Raw genomic sequence first — 17,619 nt, forward strand, 5'->3', positions numbered from 1 at the left:
TCTTTAATACAGCTTAACAGGCAAGGGGGTGATTTCTATTTCTGCTGTTAATTTTTTGAGACTCCCAAAAATCAACCTCTAAAACTAGCGATCGCATAAAACCTACATCCCTAATTCTGTGCGATCGCCTACAGCTTACCTTAACAATATGAGCGAGTGCGATCGCTTCTGCCATAGGATTATTTATAAATCATTAAGCTTTATTGCTTTTTTTTCTCTAAAGAAGGATTTTGACGATATTTTTCAGCTAAATGATCACTACGAAATTGAAAGCGAAAAACTACCTTGCGATCGCCTGGGTTATCGCGAGTCTTATCAGCTTCTATTTCTCCACGACCGGCGGCTAATATTTTTTGGCTTAAAGGTACTTGCGTTTGAAAATTCATTTCCGAGAAAATGTACCGATAAACTGAAGCCGAACGCAGTAAGCTAAGTTGTAAGTTAGTTTGGTAGTCTCCTTCAGAACTTGTGTGACCTTCTATAACTACGCGGCTAACTTCTTTCTCAAATTCAGGTTTGGAGAAAATCACCCTGCTGTAAACAGGAATAAAGCCGCGCAGAAAGTCTTTACCTTCGGGTTTCAGTTCGGTACTTCCCTTAGCAAACAAAATCGATTCTTGGATACTTACATCTCCTGTTTCGGGGTTTACTTTGACATTAATGTTGTTGCTTTTCATTTGTCCCACAACATTGCCAATTACCACTCTTTTTGGTGCATCTTTCTCTGCTAGCTGGAGTAGCGCAGTGATAAAAAGTAGCATAAAAAACATCAGTAAACCTGACATCAAATCGCCAATAGATAAATAGATGCTAGAATCATCATCCTCAGCAATTTCTGATTCCAAAAAATCGCCTTTGGTGAAATCATTCATGATGGTTATTCTCGTTAACTATATGTTAGTCTGCTGTTGAAAGGTTGTATTTGCTTGTGCGATAATGTGGATAATTCCAGTCCGAGTAGCTTGAAGCATTTGCTTTTCTACTTCTGCTCGTCTTTGCAACGCTGTTTCCAATTCCTCTCTAATTCCTCGGAATGTATCAGCCGCATTTTCTGCACTTGTTTCAAAAGCACTTTGTTGAATTGTCATTCCTTGAATACTTTGCTCGATAGCTCGATTAATATCGTGAGCGGTTTGTTCTAAAACACCTTTTGTATCTGTTTGAAATTGACTCAAAGTTTGTTTGAGATTGTTAGCGAAGTCCTGGAGGCTAACTAAAGTCTCTTTTTGAAAGTTTTGAATTGTGACGATAGAACTTGCCAAATCTTTGTGGAGAGTTAGCACAGCTTCGGAAGCTTGCTGAGTTAATTCTGCACTTTTATCTAAGCGATCGCCTATCGGTTCAAATACCTCAATTCGCAAATTTTTAATAAGTTCTTCTAAAACTCTTTGTCCCTGGTTTTCTTGGAGTTCTCTGAGTTTTTGCTGCTCTTGTAATATTCCTCGCAGTGCTGGTAAAATAACTGACTGCATCTGCTGTCCTACAGCTTCACCAATAGCTTCAGCACTCAAGTTTATCCCTGTAAACTTGTCTGCTACAAGGCTAAGAACTTGTGCTACTTCATAGTTAGCGTTGTCTGTTGTTTCTATGGCGATCGCTTTCAACTTCTGTCTTAAATCATTACGTCGTTTCTGACGTAGCGAATCACATATAAACAAAATTATCGTGAACAAGCTACCAGAACCAAGTCCCATTAAGGAAGTAGAAAAAGCTGTTTTCATTCCCACCAATAATTCCTTACTGGAATTCATTAGCTGCTGGGGACTTGTTGTATCTAAATTGATTCCTTGTAATCCTTGTTGAATACCATAAAACGTTCCCATAAGACCAATCGCAGTACACAAGGTAGTCACAAAGCGCAGGGAACTGCGAGGTATTGGACGCGCTAAAACAGATGGATACTTTATAAGTATGAATTTGCCATTTTTAATTTGTAGATGTTCGTCTTTCCACTGGTGAAGCTTTAAATTATCCTGTTTTTGAATTTTTTTCGGATTTCTCAAACTCTGAATTGCAGCTGCTGTTTCTCCGCATTCTGAATACCAATACTGCCATAATGTATAAAGCTCAAGAAGAGTTGCCACAAATAATACAATGGCAGCTGTCCAGTGAAAAGGCTCGCTCTTCCAAACTATGTCCCAAATTTGTGCTAAATTCACGCAACACCCCTTGTGATTACTGTAGTTTCAGCCATTAATGCTTTTGCCTTATTTGCTATGTTGCTTTCAACAAACTTATTTTTCCCACAAATAAGGCTGATCTAACTTTTGCGATCAAATAGCAATTTTTGACGCTGTGAGTGGGTGCGATCGCTTCTCAATACTCAAGTGTAAATAAATGCTCCTAAACGTAGTAATTCATATCTTGCACCAACGTGTTAATACTGCTTGAGGTAGTTATAATAAAAACATTTTTTATAGACTGAGCGCACGAATAAACAAGGATTTGCAGCCTGCGTAGGCAGCCTTTGTTTGTATAGCCTCACCCTTCTAGGGTGTAGGCGCAAGATGTGAGTTCATGAAGAAAGAAGGCGATCGGATCGATGTGAAGAAGTACCCACCTTTAAGCATAGGTGGGATTGAAATAAGGACGCTGTATTTTTTCGCCACGTGGGTACTCAAAATACATCTTTTTAACGTACGGGCACAACGCCCGTTGTGCCCCTACTTTCAACCCAGAACTGAAGTTTTTATTTATACTCCAACTTCGGTTCTTTCTTCTTGCTTCTTCCTTCTTTGTAAGCGGCTCTATCCCTTAAAATAGAAGCAATGAGCGGTAAACCGCTGACTACGAACTAAGAGTACATTTTACTTAAAAGTCTAACGTTTAGAAGAGCGTAAAATTTACTGTAGAAATGTTTAATGAAACGTCTCTACATTATTTCTGCTAACTTTGACAACAGACTATTTGCTAAATTCAATAATTCCATATCATCTATTTCACGAGCATCATAGTTATTTTCGCTACCCGCTAAGACATTTATGACAGCATATAACTTGTCATTTTCTTCGCTCAGGCTAAGACATTCTTCTAAATTGACTGCTATATCAAACAAAGAACGTTCTCCTAATATCTGCCTCACCCTCACAGCTACATCATCATCACTTACCAAAAATTCTTTAATCGTGTCTAAAGTTGATTCTTCTCCCCACCTTTCCAACCAATCTCCATGCACATCTTCAACATAAAGATGGACAAAATCAATTCCATAATTTAGCCAATCCTGCTGCATGTTTCGTGCCGTAGCTAAAGCTTCCGAAAATCTATCTACTTGTTGGTTGCTGTTACTTTCTCGTTGGTTAGGCATAAATTATGCTATAAGTTGATTATTATGTAGGTTTAAAAAAATTAATATTAAAACTTTGACAATCTTAAAAATATTTTAAATACTTTCCGCCAGAAAGATAAGCGCTGTTAAATAGCGCCACGTTAACTAATTGGTTGATAAAATTAGCTTCTGCCGGATTGTAACTAAAAAACAGTCCTCTCTCTATTTCCCACAAGACAAGTGTATTTTTCCAATATTGATACTTGTGCTGATTCAATTCTTCTGAGACGCTGGTAACTTGAATACAAAGTGGTTTCTGTTGACTGTTGCTGATAATTAAATCTGTTGCCATAGAAAGGTCGGCAATATAACGCTGCCAAAAACTTCCCTCTCGACGGACAATATCTTTAGCTATTAATTTAATAATATCATTATCAGCCCGATTAAACTCCCCCGCCATTAATTTTTGTCGCCAAATACAAAACTTGGGATCTGTTTCATTTATCCATTTGGGAAAAAGATACTGATACCAATATCTCTCAGTAGGTGTCATTTGCGCGAACTTTGCTTGTTGTTCTTCTTCAGTAGGTAAAGATTGAATCACCAACCAAACAGTAGAATCTGCTATCACTTCCAAGAGAAAAGCAAGGACAAATGGTTTCGCAGTCAGCGAACCAACTTTTATATCTTTTACCCAACGATTAATTTCATCTAATCTTCTCGCTAAATTGGGGTCTAGCGAGGAGGCTTGCTCAATGAGAAATTTTAGCTTCTCCTTAATCTCTTTTGCTTGCAAACGATGCCCTAATTTCAATAACAAAAGCTCTATTATAAATTTATACCGATTTGTTGCCAAAAAAAATTTCCGTTTAAAAAAAATATATCTTAACGTTGTTCATTGTGAGTTGCGCTTTATTTACCCTCAGGCTGGAAGGGTGGGGCTATACGAACAAAGCCCACCTGCGTGGGCTAATTAGTTTTGTAGTTTTGTAGGGTGTGTTATGCCGTAGGCTAACGCACCCTATTAGATTTTCGGTGCGTTATGGACTAAAGTCCATAACGCACCCTACCAGATTCAAGCTGCGTGGGCGAGCTTAGACGCATCTTCATATAGAAAAGGTATTAGTACAGCATTTTATTAATTTGATCGCTTTGTTAAATTTGGCAATACCCTGCAATGCCAATGCATCCCGATGCAATGCCAATGCATCCCGATGCAATCTTAATGCATCCCGATGCAATCTTAATGCATCCCGATGCAATCTTAATGCATCCCGATGCAATGCCAATGCATCCCCTTGCATTTAAAAACGCTGCGCTTTTAGGCAAAAGTTTACTTAGTTATGGCGGATGTAAACTGACTAACTTGGCAATTTGGGCGCATTTATTGGTAAAATGACGTAAGGATGAGCCTCAGAACCTCGACAATCAGCCTTAATATCGTTATTTATCGTAAAAAACCTTGTAAAACTCTCTGCGCCTGGAGCGGCTCTGGGTGAGCTTTAATAATAATACTTCAATCAAGCTTGGATATGAACTTTCAACCATGAGCCTTATAAACTCATCAAATGCACGGCTTACCAAGTTTGAATTTGGCATTTGGCGTAGCGGCTACCCCCATAAAAACCTTATAAGCCTCCCCAGCCAGGAATTGCTAGTCTTTTCCTCAGTCGAGGAATTTGTGACATTTTCATGACTAGCGCTCATCTCAGCCCGTAAATATGCCAAATTTTCACGGACAGTAACTGTATTTGGATGATTAACCCCCAAAACCCGCTCAGACAGTGCTAAAGCTTGGATATACAGCGGTTCGGCATCACTGTAGCGTCCTTGGTCAGAGTAGAGATAAGCCAAGTTGTTCAAGCTGGTGGCAACATCGGGATGTTCTTCTCCCAGGAGGCGTTTTCGCAGTGCTAAAGCTTGGATATACAGCGGTTCGGCTTCACTGTAGCGTCCTTGGGAATAGTAGAGTCCTGCCAAGTTGTTCAAGATCATGGCAACATGGGGATGTTCTTCTCCCAGGAGGCGTTTACACAGTGCTAAAGCTTGGATATACAGCGGTTCGGCATCACTGTAGCGTCCTTGGGATTCGTAGAGATTAGCCAAGTCGTTCAAGCTGGTGGCAACATGGGGATGTTCTTCTCCCAGGAGGCGTTTTCGCAGTGCTAAAGCTTGGATATACAGCGGTTCGGCTTCACTGTAGCGTCCTTGGGATTTGTAGAGTAAAGCCAAGTCGTTCAAGCTGGTGGCAACATCGGCATGTTCTTCTCCCAGCAGGCGTTTTCGCAGTGCTAAAGCTTGGATATACAGCGGTTCGGCTTCACTGTAGCGTCCTTGGGAATAGTAGAGATAAGCCAAGTTGTTCAAGCTGGTGGCTACATCGGGATGTTCTTCTCCCAGACTGGCTCTGACTACTTCTACACACTGCTTGTACCAAGGTTCTGCGATCGCATACAAACCCTGCTCTTCATAGAATCTGCCCAAACCGGAGAAAACCGAAATTAAATCTTCATCACTCACCGCATCAGTGAGATTTTGTGCCACTTCTGTTAAATGGGGTATGGCATCTTGCACTGACTTGATGTCCTCAAGTGTGGGTGTGTCGGGTATTTCTTCGGCAATTTTTATAAATACAGCCGCAAAATTTCTTCGTAAGTCATCTGTGTTTTCTAATGCTGCTAACTTTGCCTTGAGAAATTCCCGAATTAAAGGATGTATTTTGTAGCAAGCTTGTTTGTCTGGCAGCCTTTCAATTAAATAACGCTTGTAAAGTTGTTTTTTGGCTTCGTTAATGTCTAATGTACAATTAAGCAAATCAGTTGCAGATTCTACCCATTTCCAAGATATAACGTCTGGAGCAAATAAACTCAAATACGCTCCCACACGCTGAGTTATGGGGTTGAGTTGTTGCCAGCTTAATTCAAATGCGGCTTTCACCCCTCGCGTTGAGAAGTTTATTGCTTCGTCTTCGAGTCGCTGGGCTTGCAGCCTTTGTAACATCTCTGCTAGAGATAAATCTGGATTTTCGAGTAAATACCGCCGTACTAATTGCAACCCCAAGGGCAGATATCCCAACCATTCGCACAATTTTTCCGCATCAACCGATTTTTCACCATTTAATGTCAGCAATTCCAAAGCTTTATCTGGTGGTAGTACATTCAGAGGTATTTCCTGCACATTGTCGAGGTTTCGCAAGCGGGTTGTCAGCAATACGCGGAAGCGGTTAGTTGTTGGTAGTAGCGTTTGACAACTTTCCCAATTTTCATCAGTCACATCATCTAATACTACCAACACCAGCTTTTCTGCTGGTTGCCAGTTTTGCCAACACCAATCTACCTGTTCTTGAAGAGTCAGCGGTCTATCTCCCAGTTTTTGCGGTACTTCCTGCATGTATAACTGGACAATCTTTATTATCTCTGCTGCCAGATTCGATTTCGCATTTAACCAGCAAATACCCCCAGGATAATCTTTTTCATATCGTAGAGCATATTGCGTCGCGAGTTCGGTTTTGCCGATTCCACCCATACCCGCTATTGCCGAAATTGCCACAGTACCAGGTTGCTGCAATTTTTTATGCAGCGTGGTGAGTTCCTGTTCTCGTCCAACAAAGTTAGCGACGCCTCGATTAGGAATATATTTTATGGGATTTGCTGGAGGAGTTCGTTGGGATAGCCCAAAATTGAAATTTGGGTTATTAATGTTGACATTTCCGTCCTTAGTATTTATCCCTTGCCAATTTTCGTCGTTAGTCATCAGTGTGTTGGATTTGTTGGGGTTGGAAACCACGCCTACACAAACGAAACCCGCGCAGGCAAGTTTAAGATAGGTATTTACAGCAGATTGCAACAAGGTTCGGTACAGATTATTGTAAGGGCACAACAATGTTGTGCCCCTACCTGTGTACCTCCTGCAACCTGAAAAACGCTTTATTTGCTGCCAAAGTCGAAATTAGGTTTATTAATGGTGTTATCTCCGCCCTTAATATTTATCCCTTGCCAATTTTCGTTAATGATTCCTGGGCGTTGTGCCTGCACCATCTGTGTTAAATCTTGAATAGCCTTTTCTAGTTGAGGATTTGTCTTTGCGGCTTGGTTTACATCATTTCCCAAAGCTTCCACTGCCGCTTTTATCTCTGGATCTGCTTGCGCTGCTTTCTCTATCTCTAAAACAGCGACACCAATATCTTCTCGCCCTGCTGGTAAAGCTGCTAAAGTCGCTACGGTATCAGGCGATTTAGCTTGCAGCTTTTGTTTGGCATAATCAAGCCCTGCATCAAAAGCCTTTTCTATACCCCAATCAGCAAACTTGCCGCCTAAATATAGTCCTAGGGCGATCGCACCGGCGGTTAAGGGTTCCATAAGCTACTTTCGTAAAGCGCAATTACACAGCATACTACCAGCTTGACTGCGGTAATTTCGGAAATGTTTATATTAAGTTTATATTACAGGACTTATGCAAGATGACCAAAAAACGAACCACGTTCGCCCTTGGCGTCTCCGACAGGAGAAGACACGTTCGCGTAGCGTCTCCGAAGGAGAAGGACACGAAGTAATAAGAGTTTGAGAGGTATTTTGCGTAAGTCTTATTTATATTAAACCAGAGCGATCGCCTATTCCTCATAACTGAAATTCTGGCAATTGGCAAATTGCTTTGAGAACTTGCAATAATTCAATTGCATGTGGAGATTCATTCAAGTTCAGTAATGGCATTAACTGATAAGTTGGCGGTGTACTTTGTCTGAGATAAACATATTGATAACGCAGTCCATTTGTTATCAATCCCCATACAGATTCTTGCTGTTCTAAACTTTTATAAGCGTAGGTTAGCAGTTGTGGTAAACCCTGAAGCACGTCAGCTAAACTATTTTTCGTCTCAATTACTAATACCCAAAAAGGCGGCAGAGTAATTGCCTGAGCGTTGTTGATTGCTAAAATATCCATGCGTCCTTTAATATTTGTATCCTCATCTTCGATGGAAATAGCAATTACATCCTCCATCGTCAAGCGAATCAGCACATCATAAAATCCAGCCAATCGCATTAATGGGGCAAGAGTTAAAAATTTAACTAATCCTTCCGAAACTTTTCCCGCTGCTAGGTAACGTTGAAAGTCATTGCTAATCCGCGATAAATCTTGTTGTTCAAACTCAGTCAGAGGTTGTAAAGTTAAGTAGTCTGCTGTGGAGCCAATTGGCTGTTCTTCCAGCTTCAGCAGGCGATGAACCTCATTTAAATATAGGTTACTCGCTTCTACGGTGAGTGTCATAGGTGCTGATAGGGTTTATTTGTACTAATTCTCATCTTGCCGCAATTTCCACCCGCATTGACTAGATAGAAGCCCCGACGATTAAAATCGCGGCTACACAAACAAAGTCCGCCTGCGCGGACTAATCTGAAAATAGGGTTTCAAATTTAATCTGGCGAGATTAATAAAAGAGCGCTAAGTACAGCATTTCATTAATTCGTAGCAAATTAAACTTGGCAACACCCTGCAATGTCATAACAGACCGATGTTATGCCATAACAGACCGATGTTATGCCATAACAGACCGATGTTATGCCATAACAGACCGATGTTATGACATAACAGACCGATGTTATGCCATAACAGACCGATGTTATGCCATAACAGACCGATGTTATGCCATAACGGACTGATGTTATGGCATAACAGACCGATGTTATGCCATAACGGACCGATGTTATGCCATAACAGACCGATGTTATGCCATAACGGACCGATGTTATGCCATTGTCACTCGATGCATTTAAATTGGTATAAGCTTGCAATTTCCGCTTATCTTTACGAAAATCAAAACACTTTTAGCAAATCTGCATACAAAATAGTTTGCAGTAACAATATTAATTAGCGATCGCATTATGTCTCAACCCACGATAGAATCAATCCTCCAAGAAAAGCGTCTATTCCACCCACCAACTGAGTTTTCCGAAAATGCCCAAATCAAAAGTTTAGAAGACTATCAGCGTCTCTACGACAAAGCAAAGGCAGATCCGCAAGCATTTTGGGCTGAACTAGCCGAAACAGAGTTGCACTGGTTTGAAAAATGGGATACGGTGCTAGATTGGCAACCACCTTTTGCGAAATGGTTCGTCGGCGGTAAGATTAATATTTCTTACAATTGTCTTGACAGACACCTCACCACTTGGCGCAAAAATAAAGCTGCACTGATTTGGGAAGGAGAACCAGGAGACTCGCGCACCCTCACCTACGCGCAATTGCATCGAGAAGTTTGCCAGTTTGCAAATGTTCTCAAGCAGTTGGGGGTACAAAAGGGCGATCGCGTTGGTATTTACATGCCAATGATACCCGAAGCGGCGATCGCAATGCTAGCTTGTGCGAGAATTGGCGCACCTCACAGCGTCGTTTTTGGTGGTTTCAGTGCGGAAGCTTTACGCGATCGCCTCATCGATGCCCAAGCAAAGTTGGTTATCACTGCTGATGGTGGTTTCAGAAAAGATGCGATCGTTCCTCTCAAAGAACAAGTAGACAAAGCTTTAGCTGATGGTGCTGTCCCCAGCGTGCAAAACGTCTTAGTTGTCAAGCGTACCGGGCAAGATATTTATATGCAGTTAGGGGGACGCGACCACTGGTGGCACGATTTACAAAAAGATGCCTCAGCCGATTGTCCTGCCGAACCGATGGACAGCGAAGATATGCTGTTTATCCTCTACACTTCTGGCAGCACTGGCAAACCGAAAGGCGTTGTCCATACAACAGGTGGTTATAACTTATACAGCCACATAACTACGAAATGGATTTTCGATTTGCAAGATAATGATGTATACTGGTGTACTGCTGATGTCGGTTGGATTACGGGACATAGTTACATCGTCTACGGTCCCCTTTCCAACGGTGCAACCAGCGTCATGTATGAAGGTGCGCCGCGTGCTTCAAATCCTGGCTGTTTCTGGGATGTAATTGAAAAATACGGCATCAATATTTTTTATACTGCACCTACGGCAATTCGTGCTTTTATCAAAATGGGCGAACAACATCCCAAAGCGCGAAATCTGTCTTCGCTGCGGTTGCTGGGAACTGTTGGCGAACCGATTAATCCGGAAGCTTGGGTGTGGTATCATAAGATAATAGGCGGGGAACGCTGCCCAATTGTTGATACCTGGTGGCAAACGGAAACAGGCGGTATCATGATTACGCCGTTGCCAGGAGCAATTCCCACCAAACCCGGTTCTGCAACTTGCCCCTTTCCCGGAATTCTTGCGGATGTTGTAGATTTAGAAGGCAATTCTGTACCGAATAACGAAGGCGGTTATTTGGCGGTGCGTTATCCTTGGCCCGGTATGATGCGGACTGTATACGGCGATCCAGAACGCTTCCGCCGCACTTATTGGGAACACATCCCCCCCAAAGATGGAAATTATATCTACTTTGCTGGCGATGGTGCGCGGCAGGATGAAGATGGGTATTTCTGGGTAATGGGACGAGTAGATGATGTGCTGAATGTGTCCGGGCATCGTTTGGGGACGATGGAGGTTGAATCGGCGTTGGTGTCTCATCCGGCGGTGGCTGAGGCTGCGGTGGTAGGTAAGCCGGATGAATTGAAGGGTGAGGAAGTTGTTGCTTTTGTGACTTTGGAAGGCAGTTTTCAGGCGAGTGAAGAATTGAGTAAGGAGTTGAAAAAGCACGTTGCTCAGGAAATTGGCGCGATCGCTCGTCCGGGAGAAATTCGCTTTACAGATGCTTTGCCGAAGACGCGATCGGGTAAGATTATGCGGCGATTGCTGCGAAATCTAGCTGCGGGTCAGGAGGTATCGGGGGATACTTCGACTTTAGAAGATCGCAGTGTGTTGGATAAGTTACGGGGAGAGGCTTAAGAAAATCTCACGCAAAGTCGCAAAGACGCAAAGCAAAGAGTTGTTTGGGCGTAGGGTGCGTTAGCGACAGCCTAACGCACTCCACATATATTCACTTTCCTTCCCAAATTATTTTTCGCATATTATCAACTTTCCTTTTAAAATCTGATTGTTCTTTCAGTTTGTGCAGCGGACCTTTGTAATTTTCAATTTCATCTATTAGTTCTTTGACTGCTGGAGCAGAAACTTTTAATTTCATCATTTGCAAAAGTTCACGATATTTCTTCTGACATAAATTATGTTGAAGTTTGCTAGCCATTATCGTGTTATTGAAAGACAAAATTGCCATAACCGCTTGAGTTGTGTTAAAGCGTTCAATCATAGAGCGATAGCTAGTTTCCGCGTTGTGGGAAATTCCGTTTCCATTAGTCACAAAAACTTGTACCAGCCCCAAAACATACTTTTCACGTATCTGAAGAGGAACCTGTCCCCGATCATTAATAAGTGTCTCTAATGCTTTTGCAAATGGTGGCTCATTACTAAAATTATCCCACCCTAGATGAGCATTAAGTAAGTTATCTATTGCAGTATCGATTTCAGCCGCCAAAAGAGTTTCAGGAATATATGATTTTCCTGAAACTACTTCTAGAAATTCAAGGGCAAGCCTTGCTTCTAATTGGTCATTATTTGCAACGAATCTACCATACTTAATGCCAAATTGTTGACGTGCTTGCTCATCAACTTTATCCCATAAATAAGGTAGTAGCCTATGAAGATTTTGCCTCGTTTGCGGTGTTGTATCTGAACGAGTATATATTCCGAATAATCCTGATGCTAAATTATTCGTTTGTTCTTGGGTTAGGTCTAAAAAAAATCCTGCTATTTGTTTTGCATCTAATTCAGAAATATTATTCTTCTTGAGATTCTTGAGAAACTTCTGTATTTCTATAGTTCCATTAGACAAAGGCAAAGAGATAACTTCTCGAATACAAGTTTCTAGCCAAGAAATAAGTTGTAAACCTGTAATTTCATTTTGATTTGGGTGGGCACAACTTACCCAATTACGCATATATCTGATAGTATCTAGGTGCTTATATCCAATCTCGGAAATCAAGCCTATTTTTCTACCTCCCTCAATTAGCTCACTATCATTAACTTTAACTATGTCATCTTCTGAATTAAGATTTTTACGTTTTTCTGGGCTATTTACGGCATTATCATAAAAATATGAAATATCATATTGAGATACGCGCTTTCTCAGCTCTAAAATTGTTTCATCCCACAAGTAATTTAATGCTGCATCAAATAAGCCCGATGCTACAGCAGCAACATATTTAGATATGTAGACAGAACGAGGCTTCTGTTCGTCATCAATCTTTGAGAGTACATCTGCGATATTCTTAAAAACAGTTACACGCTCATTTACCGAAACTAATACGGAATCAGTTGGTAAACCCTGTTCTGCTAAGAAAGCTAACACATTTTCTTCAAACTTATTTAACTGGGAACTATAGCTTTGCTGCGTAACTATGTCAGACGAGTCCATTTGTTTTACCGGGTTTAGTTTTATCTTCTGTATTATACATGTAGTCTTAAGTAAAATTCCTAAGTATGACAGTATATAAAAGAATAATTTAAAAATAAAATGAGAAAAAGCACCGCTTGAAGCCTATAATTTGCCTATCGCCGTTAGAGCGCATAAACTTTCTTTGCAACTGTCTAAAGGATGCGACCGCTTAAACTTAATCTTGCACTTATTGTATATTATTTAACTTTAAAATTAATTACATCAATATTTTATCGGAGAATTTTAGTTTGCTCTGGAACTTTTAACTATAATGTAGCGACTTGAAATTAGCTATTTACGGATGAATTGAAAAGTGGTATGGATACATACGCGGAGTTCTTCCTTCAAAGTTATCAGAATTACCGTTCTTGTTTCCATCAAAAAATAGGTGCGACCCTGTTTAAGTAATTAACTTATCATTCAATCCCATGAAATTACGTATATTTTGTTTAGGTTGGCGGCGTTCGATTCAATGTTTGTTGCCAGTCTTGTTTTTAGTATCATTTATTACGGTATCTCAGATAAATAGCCTTCAGGCGATTGCCCAACAACCCCGGCAGGAAATTCGTGGAGTTTGGCTGACTAGTAATGATTTTGACATCCTCAAAAATCGTTCCAAAGTGCAGAATGCAATGAGTCAATTAAGGCGGCTCAACTTTAATACAATCTATCCTGTAGTGTGGAATTCTGGCTATACATCGTATCCCAGTGCCGTAGCCAAAAAAATTGGTATCCCCTCCTTTGATCGAGGCTCCCAAGGACAAGATATTCTAGCAGATGTAATTACTCAAGCTCATCGCCAAGGGTTACTTGCAATTCCCTGGTTTGAGTTTGGTTTCATGGCTCCCCCAACTTCAGAACTAGCATTAAATCGTCCTAATTGGCTCACGCAAAAGCGGGATGGTAGCGAAACTTCGATTAGTGTCGCTGGTGAGGTTGTCTGGCTCAATCCCTTTCTTCCAGAAGTGCAACAATTTATCACCAACCTGGTGTTAGAAATTGTCACTCAGTATGATGTCGATGGAATTCAATTTGACGATCACATGAGTTTGCCTAACGAATTTGGCTACGATAAATATACAGTAGCCTTGTATACTCAAGAAACAAAAAACAATCCGCCAACGAATTTCCAAGATGAAGCATGGGTGCGCTGGCGGGCAGATAAAATCACAGTATTCATGATACAACTCAATGAAGCTGTGAAAGCCAGAAAACCGAATGCGATTTTCTCTGTTTCCCCCAATTATTACGACTTTGCATATAAGTTACATCTGCAAGATTGGCTCGGCTGGGTAAGATTGAATATTGTAGACGAACTAATTATGCAAGTTTATCGTCAGGATTTATCAAGTTTTATCGCAAAAATTACCCGTCCAGAAATTCAGGAAACACAACAGATAATTCCCACCGGAATTGGTATTATGGCAGGGTTGAGAAATCGCCCAGTTGCGATCGCACAAATTCAATCGCAAGTGCGAGCAGCTCAACAACGTGGTTTGGGCGTAACTTTCTTTTATTACGAAAGCCTTTGGGATTCAGCTCCAGAATCGGTTAGCGATCGCCAATCTGCATTTCAAGCTTTGTTTCCCTCTCCCGCACCCCGCACCAAGTAATTGATAATTGGTAATTGGGCATTGGGCAATGGGCATTGGGGAGGCAGTGCGGTGAGACCAGCCCCCGTCTTGGTGAGTCCACTTGCCGTCTTGGCGGTTCCCGTCACGATGGCAAAGTGGCGAACCCGAAGGGCGGTCTCCGTCACGATGGGGGACTGGCGAACCCGAAGGGTCTTGGGGATCACCTGCGTGGAGCACCTGCCGTCATTGGGCAATGGGCATCGGGCATCGGGCATCGGGCATGGAAAGAATTGTATTAGAACCCGCACCCGCGTAAAGCCGCTTCTTTAATTCCCAATTCCCAATGCCCCATTCCCCCATTCCCCAGCATTAAAATAAAATTTAGATACAATCATGGTTGTCGCCTATGACTTCCCTATCAACATTTACCTTACCTGACCATACCCAGTTACCTGAGTCAGATGGTAAATTTGTGAAAAATCTTCAAGAGCATCCCCAAAGTATCTTAATAACAGATTCTATCAAACCTGTTTTAGAGCAACTTCATCCGGATGGTCAATATTGTATTGGACAAGATTCAGGTATCTACTGGCGGTTGACAGATCCGCCAGAAAAAGGCGCAGAAGCACCAGACTGGTTTTATGTACCCAATGTCCCGCCGACTTTAGAAGGTAAAATGCGGCGTTCTTACGTGCTGTGGAAGGAGTACGTTGCACCGTTGATTGTGATTGAATTTGTATCGGGGGATGGTAGCGAAGAACGCGATAAAACGCCGCTTTCACAGGGAGAGGTTGGTAAATTTTGGGTTTACGAACAAGCGATTCGCGTACCTTATTATGCAATATACGAAGTATTAAAATAACAAGTTGAAGTTTATCATCTCATTGATAATACTTATCAAATTCTCCAACCCAATGAACGGGGACATTATCCCATTAAGCCAATGGGGGTAGAGTTGGGAATTTGGCAAGGATGGTATCAAAATGCAGAATTACCTTGGTTGCGGTGGTGGGATGCACAAGGGAATTTACTGTTAACAAAAGACGAACGCGCCGAAGTTGAGCGACAACGCGCCGAAGTTGAGGGACACAAGCGCGAGAGAATTGTTGAGAAGTTGCGTAACCTTTCCCCAGAACAACTCAACGCTTTGGGAATCGACGCCCAAATGTTGGATTAGTAGGGGTGGGGTTTCCCCACCCGGATAAAAAGCGTTGTTAACAACTTCATCACCAGATAGCAAATTCCAGAAATCTGGGTTTTTTGACACTTGACAAAAGTTACATCTTACACTTCAAAACCATAGATAAATCTCGCACCACTACCAAGAATTTTTTGATGATTTAACTCTTACGTTCTTTATACTTAAACGGTAAGCTACTTTCATAGATATAGATTATTTTTGATGCCTCAAATGATAATCATAGATATAAGTATATTTAATTAGTCTTATCGTGTCAGGATGGAACGGATGGCTCAACTTGTTACTCTAACTGCTTGGTTAATACCGTGCTATGCATTAGTTGGCATGGTTTTGTCGGCGCTCTGGTTTCCGTCGATTACCCGTCGTACAGGACCCAGACCGGCAGGATATTTCAACTTAATCGTGACTTTAATCGCTTTTGTCCACAGTGTTTTGGCATTTTATTATCTGTGGAATTTACCTGCTCAATATGAGTTTATCTCTTGGTTGCAAGTTGCAGGGTTAAATTTAACAATTCCGTTAGAAATCTCATCTCTCAGCCTGGGAGCTTGCATTTTGGTAACAGGGCTGAACTTGCTCGCACAACTTTATGCGATCGGTTATCTAGAGATGGATTGGGGTTGGGCACGCTTCTACGTTTTACTAGCAATGTTTGAAGCGGGGATGTGTAGCTTAGTTCTGTGCAATTCCCTGTTCTTCAGCTACATTATCCTGGAAATCTTGACATTAGGGACTTACCTGCTGATTGGTTTCTGGTTCAATCAATCTTTGGTAGTTACGGGAGCGCGGGATGCATTCCTCACCAAGCGCGTGGGTGACTTATTTCTCTTGATGGGTGTGTTAGCGCTTTATCCCTTAGCTGGTACTTGGGACTTTCGGGAGTTAGCACAGTGGGCAGAAACGGCTGAAGTTAATCCAACGGTGGCAGCGCTGGTAAGTTTGGCGCTGATTGCAGGACCGATGGGTAAATGCGCTCAGTTTCCGTTGCATCTGTGGTTAGATGAGGCGATGGAGGGTCCAATTCCCAGTACAATATTGCGAAATTCCGTAGTGGTAGCGACTGGAGCCTGGGTGCTGGTGAAACTAGAGCCGGTGCTGGAACTTTCTCCGTGGGCAATGACAATGACGATCGCTATCGGCGCAATCACTGCAATTGGTGGAGTCTTAATTGCGATCGCTCAAATTGATATTAAACGCACTCTCTCATATCTCGTCAGCGCTTACATGGGTCTTGTCTTCATTGCTGTTGGTAGTCAGCAAATCGAAGCTGCTCTGCTAATTGTACTAGCTCATGCTGTAGCAATGGCAACTTTGGTAGCTAGTTGCGGATCAATTATTCTCAATTGCATAACTCAGGATCTAACTCAATTAGGCGGGCTTTGGAAGCGTCGTCCAGTTACCGGACTTTCCTTTATTGCTGGTATGTTAGGGCTAATTGCAATGCCTCCCCTTGGTGGATTCTGGGCGATGTTGAAATTAGCAGATGGGTTGTGGAACACTCAGCCATTACTAGTAGGGCTGCTAGTGCTAATTAACACTTTGACTGCCTTTAGCTTGGTTCGCGTATTCGGTCTAATTTTTGGTAATAAGCCGACGCAAATGACCGAGCGATCGCCTGAACTTTTGTGGGCTGTAACCCTACCCATGACAGCGTTGGCAGGCTTTACACTTCATATCCCGATGATTCTCCAAAGTTTGTCTCTTCTTCCCGAATGGGCGACATTGAATCAAGATGTTGCATTGCTGCTTACTTGGTCTAGCATCTTTGGTTTAAGTATTGGTAGTATTATATACTTTGGAAGAATCATACCCAAACCGATTCGCTTGCCCTGGAAAGGTTTACAAGATTTGTTTGCCTACGATTTTTATACACCAAATCTCTATCGCTCCAGTGTTGTGGGTGGTGTAGACATATTTTCGCGGCTCGTTGATTGGGGCGATCGCTATATCGTCGATGGATTGGTGAATCTTGTCGGACTTGCTTCGATATTCGGTGGTGAAGTCCTCAAATATGGCAACTCAGGCAAAACTCAAACTTATGCCTTGACTATCGCCATCTGTATCAGTGCGATCGCTCTTCTTGTCATCCTCTCATTTGTACCTGACTTAAAGCAAATTGTCCAAACTTTAATATCACAATAGATTTCTCCCAAAATCTTCCCCCCCTCTCCCCCTGTC

14 protein-coding genes and 1 pseudogene are annotated in these 17,619 nt (G+C 41.9%); 5 read left to right on the forward strand and 10 right to left on the reverse strand.

The window, feature by feature from the left end; genetic code table 11:
- Positions 1 to 13: 13 nt before the first annotated feature.
- The 5 genes from AABK37_RS11395 to AABK37_RS11415 all read right to left on the reverse strand — a co-directional run bounded on the left by AABK37_RS11395 (position 14) and on the right by AABK37_RS11415 (position 4,064).
- Entirely contained in the window at positions 14 to 175 is a 162-nt protein-coding gene (locus AABK37_RS11395) for a hypothetical protein (protein WP_432551682.1), read from the reverse strand.
- Positions 176 to 200: 25 nt separating this feature from the next.
- Complete coding sequence (locus tag AABK37_RS11400; RefSeq protein ID WP_432551683.1) at positions 201 to 872, reverse strand: OmpA/MotB family protein; 672 nt, start codon at positions 870 to 872, stop codon at positions 201 to 203.
- Positions 873 to 890: 18 nt separating this feature from the next.
- The gene (locus AABK37_RS11405) at positions 891 to 2,159 is read right to left on the reverse strand and encodes a hypothetical protein (protein WP_432551684.1); all 1,269 of its coding nucleotides are present in this window, start codon (positions 2,157 to 2,159) and stop codon (positions 891 to 893) included.
- Positions 2,160 to 2,872: 713 nt separating this feature from the next.
- Complete coding sequence (locus AABK37_RS11410) at positions 2,873 to 3,307, reverse strand: hypothetical protein (protein WP_432551685.1); 435 nt, start codon at positions 3,305 to 3,307, stop codon at positions 2,873 to 2,875.
- Between the two features lie 64 nt (positions 3,308 to 3,371).
- On the reverse strand, positions 3,372 to 4,064 hold the full coding sequence (locus tag AABK37_RS11415) for a hypothetical protein (protein ID WP_432551697.1): 693 nt from the start codon (positions 4,062 to 4,064) through the stop codon (positions 3,372 to 3,374).
- A 381-nt stretch (positions 4,065 to 4,445) separates the two neighbouring features.
- Between AABK37_RS11415 and AABK37_RS11420 the strand changes: the two genes are divergently transcribed.
- Complete coding sequence (locus tag AABK37_RS11420) at positions 4,446 to 4,667, forward strand: hypothetical protein (RefSeq protein ID WP_432551686.1); 222 nt, start codon at positions 4,446 to 4,448, stop codon at positions 4,665 to 4,667.
- Between the two features lie 212 nt (positions 4,668 to 4,879).
- Here the strand turns inward: AABK37_RS11420 and AABK37_RS11425 are convergent, their stop codons facing one another.
- From AABK37_RS11425 to AABK37_RS11435, 3 genes are all read right to left on the reverse strand, one after another.
- A complete protein-coding gene (locus AABK37_RS11425) occupies positions 4,880 to 7,021 on the reverse strand; it encodes a tetratricopeptide repeat protein (RefSeq protein ID WP_432551687.1) in 2,142 nt (713 codons plus the stop codon).
- A 173-nt stretch (positions 7,022 to 7,194) separates the two neighbouring features.
- Entirely contained in the window at positions 7,195 to 7,626 is a 432-nt protein-coding gene (locus AABK37_RS11430; RefSeq protein WP_432551688.1) for a hypothetical protein, read from the reverse strand.
- A gap of 258 nt (positions 7,627 to 7,884) precedes the next feature.
- The gene (locus AABK37_RS11435; protein ID WP_432551689.1) at positions 7,885 to 8,532 is read right to left on the reverse strand and encodes a restriction endonuclease subunit R; all 648 of its coding nucleotides are present in this window, start codon (positions 8,530 to 8,532) and stop codon (positions 7,885 to 7,887) included.
- Positions 8,533 to 9,146: 614 nt separating this feature from the next.
- On the opposite strand from AABK37_RS11435, the gene acs reads away from it, so the two are divergent.
- On the forward strand, positions 9,147 to 11,120 hold the full coding sequence (acs, locus tag AABK37_RS11440) for an acetate--CoA ligase (protein ID WP_432551690.1): 1,974 nt from the start codon (positions 9,147 to 9,149) through the stop codon (positions 11,118 to 11,120).
- Positions 11,121 to 11,211: 91 nt separating this feature from the next.
- On the opposite strand, the gene AABK37_RS11445 is transcribed toward acs, so the two are convergent.
- Entirely contained in the window at positions 11,212 to 12,645 is a 1,434-nt protein-coding gene (locus AABK37_RS11445; protein ID WP_432551691.1) for a hypothetical protein, read from the reverse strand.
- A 449-nt stretch (positions 12,646 to 13,094) separates the two neighbouring features.
- Here AABK37_RS11445 and AABK37_RS11450 point away from each other — a divergent pair, with 449 nt between their 5' ends.
- Entirely contained in the window at positions 13,095 to 14,279 is a 1,185-nt protein-coding gene (locus AABK37_RS11450; protein WP_432551692.1) for a glycoside hydrolase family 10 protein, read from the forward strand.
- On the opposite strand, the gene AABK37_RS11455 is transcribed toward AABK37_RS11450, so the two are convergent.
- Positions 14,240 to 14,515, reverse strand: a complete 276-nt coding sequence (locus tag AABK37_RS11455; RefSeq protein ID WP_432551693.1) for a hypothetical protein — start codon at positions 14,513 to 14,515, stop codon at positions 14,240 to 14,242. The two genes, AABK37_RS11450 and AABK37_RS11455, sit on opposite strands and share 40 nt — an antisense overlap.
- A 131-nt stretch (positions 14,516 to 14,646) precedes the next feature.
- On the opposite strand from AABK37_RS11455, the pseudogene AABK37_RS11460 reads away from it, so the two are divergent.
- Positions 14,647 to 15,417: pseudogene (locus tag AABK37_RS11460) on the forward strand (Uma2 family endonuclease).
- Between the two features lie 291 nt (positions 15,418 to 15,708).
- On the forward strand, positions 15,709 to 17,583 hold the full coding sequence (locus AABK37_RS11465) for an NAD(P)H-quinone oxidoreductase subunit F (RefSeq protein WP_432551694.1): 1,875 nt from the start codon (positions 15,709 to 15,711) through the stop codon (positions 17,581 to 17,583).
- Positions 17,584 to 17,619: the final 36 nt, after the last annotated feature.

This window comes from Tolypothrix sp. VBCCA 56010 (assembly GCF_050875635.1).
Classification (GTDB): domain Bacteria; phylum Cyanobacteriota; class Cyanobacteriia; order Cyanobacteriales; family Nostocaceae; genus Hassallia.